This is a genomic window from Halopseudomonas xinjiangensis, from assembly GCF_900104945.1.
GTDB classification, from domain to species: Bacteria; Pseudomonadota; Gammaproteobacteria; order Pseudomonadales; family Pseudomonadaceae; genus Halopseudomonas; species Halopseudomonas xinjiangensis.
On sequence record NZ_LT629736.1, the window covers coordinates 2566617 to 2580125 of the forward strand.

Annotated in this window: 11 protein-coding genes; 4 read left to right on the forward strand and 7 right to left on the reverse strand. The window is 62.5% G+C overall.

The genetic code is table 11. The features are described 5' to 3' along the window. From BLT85_RS11890 to mreB, 7 genes are all read right to left on the reverse strand, one after another. Positions 1-849, reverse strand: a complete 849-nt coding sequence (locus BLT85_RS11890) for a carbon-nitrogen hydrolase family protein (RefSeq protein WP_093395032.1) — start codon at positions 847-849, stop codon at positions 1-3. Continuing rightward, the gene (locus BLT85_RS11895) at positions 846-4730 is read right to left on the reverse strand and encodes a YhdP family protein (RefSeq protein WP_093395035.1); all 3885 of its coding nucleotides are present in this window, start codon (positions 4728-4730) and stop codon (positions 846-848) included. Before BLT85_RS11895 ends, BLT85_RS11890 begins: the two co-directional genes overlap by 4 nt. A 15-nt stretch (positions 4731-4745) precedes the next feature. Further along, positions 4746-6203: a ribonuclease G gene (rng, locus tag BLT85_RS11900; protein WP_093395038.1), complete on the reverse strand. Its 1458-nt coding sequence runs from the start codon at positions 6201-6203 to the stop codon at positions 4746-4748. Then, a complete protein-coding gene (locus BLT85_RS11905; RefSeq protein ID WP_093397703.1) occupies positions 6200-6817 on the reverse strand; it encodes a Maf family protein in 618 nt (205 codons plus the stop codon). Before BLT85_RS11905 ends, rng begins: the two co-directional genes overlap by 4 nt. Before the next feature lie 3 nt (positions 6818-6820). After that, on the reverse strand, positions 6821-7294 hold the full coding sequence (gene mreD / locus BLT85_RS11910) for a rod shape-determining protein MreD (protein ID WP_093395042.1): 474 nt from the start codon (positions 7292-7294) through the stop codon (positions 6821-6823). After that, on the reverse strand, positions 7284-8210 hold the full coding sequence (gene mreC / locus BLT85_RS11915) for a rod shape-determining protein MreC (protein ID WP_231701600.1): 927 nt from the start codon (positions 8208-8210) through the stop codon (positions 7284-7286). The genes mreD and mreC overlap by 11 nt, the downstream gene beginning before the upstream one ends. Before the next feature lie 162 nt (positions 8211-8372). Continuing rightward, the gene (mreB, locus tag BLT85_RS11920; protein WP_093395045.1) at positions 8373-9410 is read right to left on the reverse strand and encodes a rod shape-determining protein MreB; all 1038 of its coding nucleotides are present in this window, start codon (positions 9408-9410) and stop codon (positions 8373-8375) included. Between the two features lie 303 nt (positions 9411-9713). Between mreB and gatC the strand changes: the two genes are divergently transcribed. From gatC to BLT85_RS11940, 4 genes are read left to right on the forward strand one after another with little or no spacing between them, the layout of a single operon-like run. Beyond that, positions 9714-10001, forward strand: coding sequence for an Asp-tRNA(Asn)/Glu-tRNA(Gln) amidotransferase subunit GatC (gene gatC / locus BLT85_RS11925; protein ID WP_093395048.1), 288 nt, complete (start codon positions 9714-9716; stop codon positions 9999-10001). Positions 10002-10039: 38 nt separating this feature from the next. Next, complete coding sequence (gene gatA, locus BLT85_RS11930) at positions 10040-11491, forward strand: Asp-tRNA(Asn)/Glu-tRNA(Gln) amidotransferase subunit GatA (RefSeq protein WP_093395051.1); 1452 nt, start codon at positions 10040-10042, stop codon at positions 11489-11491. Positions 11492-11509: 18 nt separating this feature from the next. Beyond that, positions 11510-12958, forward strand: coding sequence for an Asp-tRNA(Asn)/Glu-tRNA(Gln) amidotransferase subunit GatB (gene gatB / locus BLT85_RS11935; RefSeq protein ID WP_093395054.1), 1449 nt, complete (start codon positions 11510-11512; stop codon positions 12956-12958). Between the two features lie 58 nt (positions 12959-13016). After that, positions 13017-13418 carry a septal ring lytic transglycosylase RlpA family protein gene (locus BLT85_RS11940; protein WP_093395057.1) on the forward strand — a complete coding sequence of 134 codons (402 nt, stop codon included), beginning with the start codon at positions 13017-13019 and terminating at the stop codon, positions 13416-13418. The last annotated feature ends 91 nt before the right edge of the window (positions 13419-13509 follow it).

Consider the following 13509-nt stretch of genomic DNA (forward strand, 5'->3'; position numbering starts at 1 on the left):
TCAAGACTCCTTTGCAGCCGGTACGACTTGATCGGCGACTGCGAAACGGCGATGCCGGGCAACCGGCATCCGCTCGCGAATGTTCTGGATGTGCTGAGGATCGATGGCGCCACAAACGATCCCTTCGCCTTCGGCGAGGAGGTCGACTATCTCTCCCCATGGGTCGATCAGGCAGCTATGGCCAAAGGTTTCGCGGCCGCCCGGGTGTTGCCCGGACTGGTTGGCGGCGAGCACGTAACACTGATTTTCGATCGCCCGCGCTCGTAGCAGCACCTCCCAGTGCGCCGCCCCGGTTACCCGGGTGAAGGCCGAGGGCACCACGATCAGCCCAGCGCCATCCCGGCATAGCTGCTGATACAGCTCCGGAAAGCGAACATCGTAACAGATGCTCAGCCCCACTCGTCCGACAGGTGTATCGACACACACCGGTTGATCACCATGCTGGTAATCCTTCGATTCGCGATAGCTTCGATGACCATCGGCGACCTCGACATCGAACAGGTGCAGCTTGTCGTAGCGCGCCACTTCCTCGCCGGCCGGATCGACAACCAGGCAACTGGCGCGTGCCTTGCCGTCGGCTTGCCGGGGCAGCGGAATGCTGCCACCTAACAGCCATATGCCATGCAGGCGCGCCTGCTCGGCTAGGAATCGACGAATCGGACCCCGGCCGTCGTACTCCGCCGCGGCAACCGACGCCAGCGCCTTTGCGCCCAAGGCTGCGAAGCATTCAGGTAACAGCACCAGACCCGCGCCAGCCGTGGTGGCGTCGGCAATCAACTCCGCGGCTCGCTCCAGGTTGGCTTCGACATCGGGCCCGCTGGTCATCTGAATCGCTGCGACGTGGTTCATGGTGATTCCTCCAGGGCCGGCTTGTCATCAAAGGCCCGATCGAATTCGACCGTGGGTTGCTGCCAATCGCCACTGATGCGGTATTTCACCGACGCGAAGCGAGCTACCTTGTCGCCAAGGATCTTGTCGGCGAGAAACAGTACCCCACCAATGTGCGGTGCGCCGGCGATGATGGCTGCCAGGGGCAGGTTGTTGGTCAACGGCAGGGTAACCAGCATGCCCATGTCGATCTGGTTTTGCGGCAAGTCGATGTGGCCGTCCAGCTGCACCTTGGCGCTCGGCCCTTCCATCAACAGCGGCGTGCGGGTCTGCATCACGCCATTGGTCAAAGCAAGATCTGCGTCCAGTGTGTCATAGGCTGTGCCCCGTCCGAACAGATCGGAAAAGTCCAGACGCAATCTACGGGTCAACGCATTGAAATTGAGCAGGCCGAAGACTCTCAATGCGTCGGCGCTGCCCTCGCCGCTTTTGAGCATGCCGTCGCGGGCGCGCATTGTCAGCAGCCCTGTGCTGCGCTTGAAGGCGAACAAGGCCGGCGAGCCCGGCCAGTCGAGATCGACATCGGCTTCGAATTCCTTGCTGGTCAGTGTAGGAGCGTATTCCCAGGTGCGCAGCACCTCGCCCAGATCTGCCGCCTGCAGTTGCCCGGTGAACCGCGTCCGGGTGACGGTTTCACCCCAGAACAGATCGCCATCGAGGCGCAGACCACCACGTAGATCCAGGGACACATCATTGAGGTGGGCGCCGTCGATGGAAGGTCTGAGAACGAAGGCGAGCGAGCCGACTTCATCATCGCCCCACGAAAGCCGGCTGACACCGAAGTCGAATGGCCTCAGCTGGCTTGGGCGAATATCGGCGAGCACGTCCCGCGGTGCGAGCGGCTCGACCAGCACGGTGCCATCGTCCGGGACGGTGTCGGCACGCGGCAATCGCAGGCGATCCAGAGCGATTACCATCGGCTGCACCGGCGAAGCAGGTAGCATGATGTGACCTTCGACCTCGGCCTGCTCGACCTTCAATTGCCAATCACCCTGCGAGGAGCGCTCGCCGAGCAGGGCCAGATCGTCCAGTTCAAGACCGAAACCGGCGAAGCGCGCCGTGGCGATGTCGAGACGGTTGAGCGGCGGCGCGACCGAGGGCGGTGCGGTAGATGAGCTGTCGTCGCCATCCGCATCCGAGCCCTGGCCAACGGACGCCAGCCACTGCCGCCAGGCTTGGAGATCGAGTTCCTCCAGTCTCGCGCTTATGCCGAGCCCCGGACCGGCAATCTGCGCCGGCTCACCCAGCCCGTGGGACAGTTCGCCAGCGACCGTCTCCCCGTCGGTCTCGAACAGCGCGTATGTGTCCTCTCCTGCCCGAGCGAGCCATCGTTGGCCTGTCGCCGAGCGGGTGATCAGCAGTCGGCTCGGCAACGCCGAATCGGCTGGCTTGGTGAATGGCGGCGGCAGGTCCAGGTCGACACCGACCAGGTCGGAGCTGATGTCTATTACCTGCTCGCCGGGCGACAGGCTTGCCTGAGCCTCCCATTCCAAGCGCCCTTCCCCCACGTCCGCAGGCCAGGCCGAAAGCAGTGGCCACTCTCGCAGTGCATCGAGCCCGTGAGATCCCGCAGCGCTCAGACTGTGCACCATTGATTCACTCGCGACAGACGCCTCGACCGGTTCACCCAGCATACGCAGCGAGACATCCGAAGCCGTCAGCCCGCGCCCATGGACGTAACTGAAATCGCCGGCGATGCTACCCAGCTCAGTTTGCAGCGCCGGCACGCTCAGCTGCGCTGCCGACGTCGAAAAATCCACTGCCAGCCTCGGCTGAGCACCCTGCTTGAGATCGAGCCCCAGCTGGATCCGGCCATATGCGTCGCCAGCACCGCTCCAACCTTCAAACATATCACCCGCTCTTTCGCCCAGCGGCGCCTGCTGGAGAAAGCGCAGCGCATCCTCCATACGTCCGCTGAGATTGCCCTGGATTCCTAGGTGCAAAGACTGTTCTGGCGCAGCACGGCCGACCACCGCTTCGACGTCCTCGATGCGCGTATTCCAAAGCTTGGCGCTGCCCTGCTCAACCACGACGTTCTGATTGTGCAGGCGTAGCGTGCCGTTGACCGATTCGAAGACAGGCCAGCCGGGCTGGGCGATCAGATGGCCTTCGCGCAATTCGGCGTAGAGCTTGATATCCCGCTCCGGAGCAGGCGCGCCGGCACGCAGCGAGCCGTGATAACCGAACACCGCCAGCGGCACCTCGCCGTCGAGCTCGGTACCCGACAGCCATTCACCCAGGCGGGGATTGAAGGCGGGCGCTCGTGTCGGCAGATACTCGGCGTAGTGCGCCGCGCGGATGTCTCGAAGGGCTACGTCCAGATCCATGCTGGCATCCTCGCGTTGCGGCGGGAGCTTCAATTGCAGCTTGACGGCCGCACGGCCAGCCGGCCCGATCGCGCCGAGCCCGGGCGCATCCAGCGTCAGGCCCTCCTCACGCCCCCAGCGCCAGTTCAGCGCACCGGTCAGTGACTGGTAATGCCACGGCCGCTCGAAGAGTCGCGGCAGGTGCATGGACCAATCTGTGGCAGCGAGGCGCAGCTCGCCGGCAGCAGGGCTGCCCAGCATGTAACCGCTGATGCCGCTGAAGCCGGGAATACCTTCCCACGGCTGGGCCCCCACATCCTTCAGTCGAGCCTCGACCTGTAACGACTCGCCTTCCAGCCGATCAGCGCTACCCTGCACGCGCAGCTGCCTGATCTCCCCGACGGGATCGAGACTACGCACAATCTCGGCATAACGTTCAGGCAGATAGGGGAGCATCAGCTCTGCCAGTCTGGCCAGCACCAGCCGATCGGCGCGCAGCTCCCATTGATCCGTCTCGCGCGAGCGGGACGCCTGGAGCCGCATCGCCGGCCAGCGATGCTCACCCATCCGAAAACGAAAACGCTCAACATCCAGGCGTTGCACGTCACCGCTGAGCTGAGCTGCGAATCGCGCATACAGGTTTTCGATCGTCGCGGTGCCATCGGCTGCCGGACGCGCCTCGATCGCCGGTGCGACCATTTCACCCTGTAAGCGTTGCAGTCGGCCCTCGCCCCAGCTCCCCCAAAAGCGACCCCCGGCGGCGAAGTTGCTGATACGTGCCTGGTCTAGCCAGGCCTGCGGAAGCCATTGACTCCAGTCGCCGACCGGAATGTCCAGGAAAAAGCCGAGGGTCAGCTGGTCGAGTTCAGAACCCGATCCGCGACTGGCACCGTTGACCTGCCAGCGCACCTGCTCGCCGTCCGGCAAGCTCAGCCGGCCGTCGAGCCGATGCCAGTCCGGCCCATTGAGCAAGGTCAACGCTCCCTGGTCGAACGACCAGGCGGGAAGCGCCTGCGGCTGGATACGAATGTGCGAATCGAGCAGTGTTATTCGCCGCTGGCGAAACAAAGTGTCAGCCACGTCCTGCAGCACCAGCGGTTCGGCCTCTCGCCTGCCCAGGCCCTTGAGCGTCCAGCGGCCGTCCTCGGCCTGGGCGATCTCAAGCGAGAGGCCTTCCAACTGCAACGCATCCATCACCGGCTGGCGGCGCCAGAGGCTGGCGAACAGGTCGAGCCGCGCCACGACATGATCGAGCGCAAGCAGCACTGGACTCTCCGAGTCGAGCGTTTCGTGAACCGTCAGGCCGCGCAGTGTGAACACCGGTTGCGCGCCCTGCATTTCTCCCGACAGCTTTTCGAGCGTAATGGCCCGGCCGGTGGATTGCTCGACACGCGCTACCAACTGCTCCCGGTAATCCGCGACGATCGGGACGAGCAGCCGTCCGAAGCTGACATACAAGGCAGTCAGCAGCAGCCAGGCTGCCAGCGCCAAGATGACAACATTCAGCGTTCGGCGCAGCGCACCTTGCCAGCTCATCGGCTCAGCGATTCATCACATGGGCACCACATCGTATTGTTCCTGGGTGTACATGGTTTCCACCTGGAACCTGATGGGGCGTTCGATGAACACTTCCAGATCAGCCACGTTGCCGGACTCCTCGTCCAGCAGGCGGTCGACAACGGCCTGGGACGCCAGCACCATGTAGGCCTCGGCCTGGTAGGCGCGCGCCTCACGGAGGATTTCGCGGAAGATTTCGTAGCAGACGCTTTCGGCGGTTTTCTGGATTCCGCGGCCGGAACAGCAGGGACAAGGCTCGCAGAGAATCTGCTCGAGACTCTCGCGGGTGCGCTTGCGGGTCATCTGCACCAGGCCCAGCTCGGTGATGCCGATGATGTTGGTCTTGGCATGGTCACGCTCGAGCTGCTTTTCCAGCGTGCGCAGCACCTGCCGCTGGTGCTCGGCATCCTCCATGTCGATGAAATCAATGATGATGATCCCGCCCAGGTTGCGCAGCCGTAACTGACGGGCGATCGCTGTGGCCGCCTCGAGATTGGTCTTGAAAATGGTCTCGCCAAGATTGCGATGCCCGACAAAGGCGCCGGTGTTCACATCGATGGTGGTCATCGCCTCGGTCTGGTCTATCACCAGGTGACCGCCGGACTTGAGGATGACCTTGCGCTCCATGGCCTTCTGGATTTCATCCTCTACCCCGTAGAGGTCGAAAATCGGTCGCTCGCCCGGATAATGCTCCAGCCGGTCTTCGCAGCCCGGCATCAACTCGTGAACGAACTGCTCGACCTTCTGGAAGGTCTCGCGGGAATCCACGCGTACCTTTTCGATGCGCGCGCTGGTCAGGTCACGCAGGGTTCGCAGCGCCAGCGGCAGATCCTCGTAGATGACCGAGGGTGACGGAGCAGAGTTGAGTTGTTGGGAAATCTGCTGCCATAGACGACGGACATAGCGGATATCGACCAGGATATCCTCCTCGCGCGCAGCTTCGGCCGCGGTGCGCAGGATGAAGCCACCGGGCTCGGCAATGGCTTCCTGTTCGACGCAATGGGCGACGATCTGCTTGAGCCGCTCGCGCTCGGCCTCCTCTTCGATCTTCAGCGAGATGCCGACATGGGGCGTTTTCGGCATGTACACCAGAAAGCGCGACGGGACAGACAGATGCGTGGTCAGACGGGCACCCTTGGTACCGATCGGATCCTTGGTCACCTGCACCACCAGCGCCTGGCCTTCATGAACCAGCGCGCTGATCGGTTCTACCGCAGGGCCTTCCCGGTTGGAGATTTCCGAAGCATGAATGAAGGCCGCACGTTCAAGGCCAATGTCGACGAAGGCGGCCTGCATGCCCGGCAGTACCCTCACCACCTTGCCCTTGTAGATATTGCCAACGATGCCGCGGCGCAGGGTGCGCTCTATATGGACTTCCTGCAGCACGCCGTTTTCAACCAGCGCCACCCGGGTTTCCATCGGCGTGACGTTGACTAGAATCTCTTCGCTCATCGGCTTGTCCCGTTCCTGTGATCACCGCTAGCCAGGTTTTGCGCGACCGACTGCCAGCACGATACGCCGAATCCGGCGAGCACGGCGGCGGTTTCCATCAACGGCAACCCGACCACAGCGCTGTAGCTGCCATCGATACGCTCGACAAATACCGCGCCGCGCCCTTGTATTGCATAGCTGCCAGCCTTGTCGGCCGGTTCGCCGGTATCCCAGTAAGCGGACATTTCGGCTTCGCCGAGCGTGCGAAAGTGTACCCGCGTGTCGACCCGGATCAAGCGATGACGCTGCCCCAGACGAACCGCCACGGCCGTCATCACCCTGTGCTGATTGCCGGAAAGCAGTCTCAGGGTAGCCAGCGCCTGCTCACGATCGGCTGGCTTGCCGAGAACGCGATCACCGCATACCACGACGGTGTCGGCTGCAACAACGACCTGATCGGAGACACGGCTGCATGCCGCCTCGGCCTTCTCACGAGCCATGCGTTCGACGTAGACGCTGGCCTCTTCGCCGGCCTGGACTGTTTCGTCTATGTCACACGGCATGACCGTAACCGGAACACCGATCTGTTCGAGAAGCGCCTTGCGACGCGGGGACGCAGAAGCCAGGCAGATCATCATTCACACCACATGAAAACGTCGACGCAGCGCACCCAGCACGGACGACACCCACGGCCAGAGCACCGCACTGATAGGAGCCGGAAGGAGGAAGAGCAATGTCGGCGGACGGCTGCCGGCAAGACTGTTGAGCCACAGCAGCAGCAATTGCGCCAGACCCAGCACAGGGATCATCACCAGACTCTGCTGCCATAGCGGAAAGCGGCGGATGCGCTGATACAACATGAGCATCAGCCAGGCAACCAGGACCATGACCAGCGCGTGCTGGCCGAACAGTTCTCCATACAGCACGTCGGTAGCCAGACCGGCCAGCCAGGCGGCGACCAGACCGACACGGTGCGGAAGTGCCATCACCCAATAGGCAACCACCATGGCCAGCCACATCGGTCGGCCGATATCGACCGGCTCGGGCATCGGCATCACGCTGAGCAGCAACGCGACCACGAAACTGAGGAAAATCACCAGGCTACTGCGCATCGGGTTGTACTCCCTGAACGGGTGCCGCAGCATCGACCGGGGCGGTCGTCGGTGCCTCGCCGGCCTCCGCATCGGCCTCCTGTTCCTGCTTCTGTTCCAGGCTCAGCCCGGGAAGCACATTGCCATACCCACTTTCAGGGCTGAACACCAGCAGCAGATAGCGGCTGCGGTTGAGTTGTGCGGTTGGCGCAACGCGCACGTCGGCAAACGGCTGGGAAGGGTCACGTTCGACCGACACCACACGCCCCACCGGGTAACCGGCGGGAAAACGCTGACCCAGGCCTGAACTGACTAGAATATCGTCGACACGAATATCGGCAGTATCCCCGACATGCCGCAGCTCCAGCCACTCGTTGCTGCCCATTCCCGCGGCAATGGCGCGCAAGCCGTTGCGATTGACCTGCACCGGCAGGCTGTGTGCCACGTCAGTAATCAGCAGCACACGTGCCGTGTGTGGCAGTACCTCGACAACCTGCCCCATCAGGCCGGTAGCATCCAGGACCGGTTGACCGAGAAATACCCCGTCCTGCTCGCCCTTGTTGATGACGATGCGCTGCGTGAACGGATTGGGATCGACGCCGATGAGCTCGGCAACCAGGACGCGCTCGTCGAGCAGCGAAGAGGAGTTGAGCAGCTCGCGCAGGCGCACGTTCTGCTCGGTGAGCGCAGCCAACTTCTGCAACTTGCGCTGGGTCAGCAACGATTCGGCACGCAGTCGCTCGTTCTCCGCCATCAGGTTGGCGCGACTGGATAGTTGTTGCTCGATGGCGTCCCAGCTGCGCACTGGCAGCTCGGCGACATAATAGAAAGGCATGAGCACCAGGCCCATTTGCGAACGCAGCGGCTGCAGCACCGAAAGACGGGCATCAACCACCATCAGCGCCACGGATAGCACCGTCAGCACCAACAGGCGCACACCCAGCGAGGGGCCTTTGATGAATAGCGGCTTGATGACGTGCTCCTCACAAACCCTTTGCTGCCATGCCCACAGCAGGCGCCGCGTCACCGGGACGGCGTGCCTGCTGCCGGCCCGGCGCCCGTCCTCATGGCGCGGGCGCTTGGAACCGAATCCCCGTGATTACTCGGTGGACAGCAGATCCATGCTGTGACGGTCCATCATTTCCAGAGCCTTGCCGCCGCCGCGGGCCACACAGGTGAGGGGCTCTTCGGCAACGATCACCGGAAGCCCGGTTTCCTGTGCCAGTAGTTTGTCCAGATCGCGCAGCAGTGCACCACCACCGGTGAGAATCAGGCCGCGTTCGGCGATATCCGAGGCGAGTTCGGGAGGAGACTGCTCAAGCGCGCTCTTCACCGCCTGGGTGATGGTCGAGAGCGACTCTTGCAGCGCTTCGAGCACTTCATTGGAATTGAGCGTAAAGCTACGTGGCACGCCTTCGGCCAGGTTACGGCCACGCACGTCGACCTCCAGCACTTCTCCGCCGGGGAAAGCCACACCGATTTCCTGCTTGATACGTTCGGCGGTGGATTCACCGATGAGACTGCCGTAGTTACGACGCACATAGGTCACGATGGCTTCATCGAAGCGGTCGCCGCCGACACGGACGGATTCGGCGTATACCACGCCGTTCAGCGAGATCAACGCGATCTCGGTGGTACCGCCACCGATGTCCACGACCATCGAACCGCGCGCCTCGTCGACCGGAAGGCCAGCACCGATCGCAGCTGCCATGGGCTCTTCGATCAGGAACACTTCACGGGCGCCAGCGCCCAGAGCGGATTCACGGATGGCGCGACGCTCCACCTGAGTGGACTTGCACGGCACGCAGATCAGCACCCGCGGACTCGGCTGGATGAAGCTGTTTTCGTGGACCTTGTTGATAAAGTACTGCAGCATCTTTTCGCACACGCTGAAGTCGGCGATGACGCCATCCTTCATCGGGCGGATTGCCTGGATGTTGCCGGGAGTGCGGCCGAGCATGCGCTTGGCTTCGGTGCCGACGGCTACCACGCTTTTCTGGTTACCATGCGAGCGAATCGCCACGACCGAGGGCTCGTCTAGTACGATGCCGCGATCGCGAACGTAAATAAGGGTGTTGGCAGTGCCCAGGTCGATGGAAAGATCGCTGGAGAACATGCCACGAATTTTTTTGAACATGCGATGAATATACCCCGAGGGCGCGTGGGTTAAATGTCAAGAAACACTGATAAGCTACCCGCCGCTGCGGCGGGGCTCCCTTCATTCAGGGAAACGGGAGCGTAACCGGTCGGACAAGCTGACTCCCAGAGTAGCTGATCGGTACATCCTGAAGTGTCGCAACTCTAACAATGGCGGGGTTTTTGGGCAAGGCGCGTCTGTGGTAAATTCGCCCCTTTGTCCGGTTCCGACGCCGCCTTTTCGCGGACGCCGCAGAGGGTTGCGTGTCCTCTCGGATTCCTCCCGGCTTCATGGAGAAACAACATGGCCCTAGACCGTTCGGATGTGGAAAAGATTGCACATCTGGCCCGTATCGCACTGAGCGACGAAGACGTTCCTGCGACCACTGCCAAACTGTCCGGCATTCTCGGGCTTATCGACGAGATGCAGGCAGTCGATACCGACGGCATCGCACCGCTGGCCCACCCGCTGGAAACCACTCAGCGTCTGCGCCCCGACCAGGTCAGCGAGACCAATCAGCGCGAGACCTACCAGACCATCGCCCCGGCCACCGAAGCAGGCTTGTACCTGGTTCCCAAGGTGATCGAATAAGCCCGCCGCGTGCGGCGCAGACAGGACGAGACATTCCCATGCATGAGAAGACCCTGGCCGAACTCTCCCAGGCCCTGCAGAGCAAGAGCATTTCCAGTGTCGAGCTGACCGAGCACTACCTGAAGCGGATCGAGCAGCTCGATCCGGCATTGAACAGCTTCATCACCGTGACCCCGGAGTTGGCACTGCAGCAGGCGAAGGCCGCCGACGCGCGGATCGCCGCTGGCGATGCCGACCCGCTGACCGGTATTCCGCTCGCGCACAAGGATGTGTTCTGCACGCAGGGTGTGCGCACCAGCTGCGGCTCGAAGATGCTCGACAACTTCATTGCCCCGTACGAGTCGACAGTGACCGCGAAGCTGCAGGCCGCCGGGACCGTCTGCCTGGGCAAAACCAACATGGACGAGTTCGCCATGGGCTCGTCCACCGAATCGAGCTTCTACGGTCCGACGCGCAACCCGTGGAACACCGACCACGTGCCGGGCGGTTCTTCGGGCGGCTCGGCCTCTGCCGTCGCGGCCCGGCTGTGCGCCGGAGCCACCGGTACCGACACCGGCGGCTCGATTCGCCAGCCCGCCGGCTTCACTGCGCTGACCGGCCTCAAGCCGACCTATGGGCGCGTATCGCGCTGGGGCATGATCGCCTACGCATCGAGCCTCGACCAGGGCGGCCCGATGGCCCGCACCGCGGAAGACTGTGCGCTGATGCTGCAGGCCATGGCCGGCTTCGACGCCAAGGACTCGACCAGTGTCGACGAGCCCGTAGCCAACTATTCAGCCAGCCTGAACGATTCGTTGAAGGGGCTGCGCATCGGCCTGCCGAAGGAATATTTCGCCGGTGGGCTGGATGCGGCGACTGCCAGCGCCATCGACGAGGCGGTGAAACAGTTTCAGGCACTGGGCGCCGAGGTAAAAGAAATCAGCCTGCCGAACGCCCAATTGGCCATTCCAGCGTACTACGTCATCGCTCCGGCCGAAGCCTCTTCAAACCTGTCCCGTTTTGACGGCGTGCGCTTCGGCTATCGCTGCGACAACCCGGCCGACCTCACCGATCTGTACAAGCGTTCGCGGGCCGAGGGCTTCGGCGCAGAGGTCAAGCGGCGCATTATGGTCGGCGCCTATGCCCTGTCCGCGGGCTACTACGATGCGTACTACCTGAAGGCGCAGAAGATTCGTCGATTGATCAAGAATGACTTCATGGCTGCCTATCAAGATGTCGATGTGATTCTCTGCCCGACCTCGCCGACGCCGGCGTTTCGTATCGGCGAAAAAATCGACGATCCGGTCAGCCTGTACCTGACCGACATCTACACCATCACCGCCAACCTCGCTGGCGTACCCGGCGTCGCCCTGCCCGCCGGGTTCGCCAACGGCTTGCCGCTGGGCATGCAGTTGCTGGGACCGTATTTCAGCGAGGCCCGCCTACTGAACATCGCCCACCAGTATCAGCAGGTGACCGACTGGCATCGCCGCGCGCCGGCCGGCTACTGAGAGGATTGAGGACAGACTATGCAATGGGAAATTGTCATCGGCCTGGAAATTCACGCCCAGCTGACCACCGCCTCGAAGATCTTCTCTGGCAGCGCTACCACGTTCGGCGCTGAACCGAACACCCAGGCAAGCCTGGTTGACCTCGGCATGCCGGGCAGCCTGCCCGTTCTCAACGCCCAGGCGGTAAAGAACGCGGTCAAGTTCGGCTTGGCGGTAAACGCCGAGATTGGCATGACCAACGTCTTCGCCCGCAAGAACTACTTCTATCCCGACCTGCCCAAGGGCTACCAGATCAGCCAGATGGATCATCCCGTCGTCGGCAAGGGCTTTCTGGATATCACGCTCGAGGACGGCACGGTCAAGCGCGTCGGCATCACGCGCGCCCACCTTGAGGAAGATGCGGGCAAGAGCCTGCACGAAGATTTTCAGGGCATGAGCGGCATCGATCTGAACCGCGCCGGCACGCCGTTGCTCGAGATCGTGTCCGAGCCCGACATGCGCAGCGCGAAGGAAGCGGTCGCCTACGCCAAGACGATTCACTCGCTAGTGCGCTACCTGGGCATTTGCGACGGCAACATGGCCGAGGGCTCGCTGCGTTGCGACTGCAACGTCTCGATCCGCCCGAAGGGCCAGGCCGAGTTCGGCACGCGTTGCGAGATCAAGAACGTCAACTCCTTCCGGTTCATCGAAAAGGCCATCAACACCGAAGTGCAGCGGCAGATGGAGCTGATCGAGGATGGCGGCAAGGTGATTCAGGAAACGCGCCTGTACGATCCGAACAAGGACGAAACCCGTTCGATGCGGAGCAAGGAAGAAGCCAACGACTATCGCTACTTCCCTGATCCGGATCTGTTGCCGGTGGTCATCGAACCGGCCTTTATCGAAGAGGTGCGCCGCGAACTGCCAGAACTACCCCAGGACAAGCGCGAGCGTTTTCAGAGCGAATTCGGCCTGTCCGCCTACGATGCGAGCGTGCTCTCCGCCCAGCGCGAGCTGGCAGACTACTTCGAGGAAGTCCAGCGCCACTGCGGCGACGCCAAGCTGGCGGCGAACTGGGTAATGGGCGAACTGTCCAGCCTGCTCAACAAGTCCGACCTGGACATCAGCGAGTCTCCGGTCAGCGCCGCGCAGCTCGGCGGGTTGATCCAGCGCATTCAGGACAACACCATCTCCGGCAAGATCGCCAAGGTGGTCTTCGAAGCGCTAGCCAATGGTGAAGGCGACAGCGCCAATACGGTTATCGAAGCCAAGGGCCTCAAGCAGGTGACCGATAGCAGCGCCATCGAGACCATGCTTGACGAGGTGTTGGCTGCCAATGCCGAACAGGTCGAGCAGTATCGCGCCAGCGATGGAGCCAAGCGCGGCAAGATGTTCGGCTTTTTCGTCGGCCAGGCAATGAAGGCATCCAGAGGCAAGGCGAACCCGCAGCAGGTGAACGAGCTGTTGAAGAAAAAACTGGATAGCTGAGCGTGCGCCGGGTCGCTAGAACGCGCCCGGCCACATTCTAGAGCAGGGAGAGCCAAACATGCGCCGACGGATGATCGCATTGTTGATCGTGTTACCGCTGACCGCCGCAGCCAGCACTGCGCCGATCAGCGACAACACTGAGGCCGAGGTTTACAGCACCGTAGGCAAGGCGTCGTATTACTCCTCGCGCCTGCATGGCAGAGCGACGGCCAGTGGCGAACTCTACGATCAGACAGCCTTGACTGCCGCCCACCCGAATCTCCCGTTCGGTACCATTGTTTGCGTAACCAATACGCGCACCGGCCAGAGCGTGGCCGTGCGCATCAACGACCGCGGCCCCTTTACCGGTGGCCGGATCATCGACCTGTCACGCCGCGCTGCCCGTGAAATCGGCATGATCAACGCCGGAAGCGCCCGGGTTCACGTCGAATCCTGTCCGCAGATGGCTGAAGAGTCCTGACTGGCTCAGGACCAACCGCCCGCGCTTGCAAAGCGTTCTGCCTCGATTGAGGAAACATCCGGCCTCTAAGTAGTCCACTGGTCAGAACGTC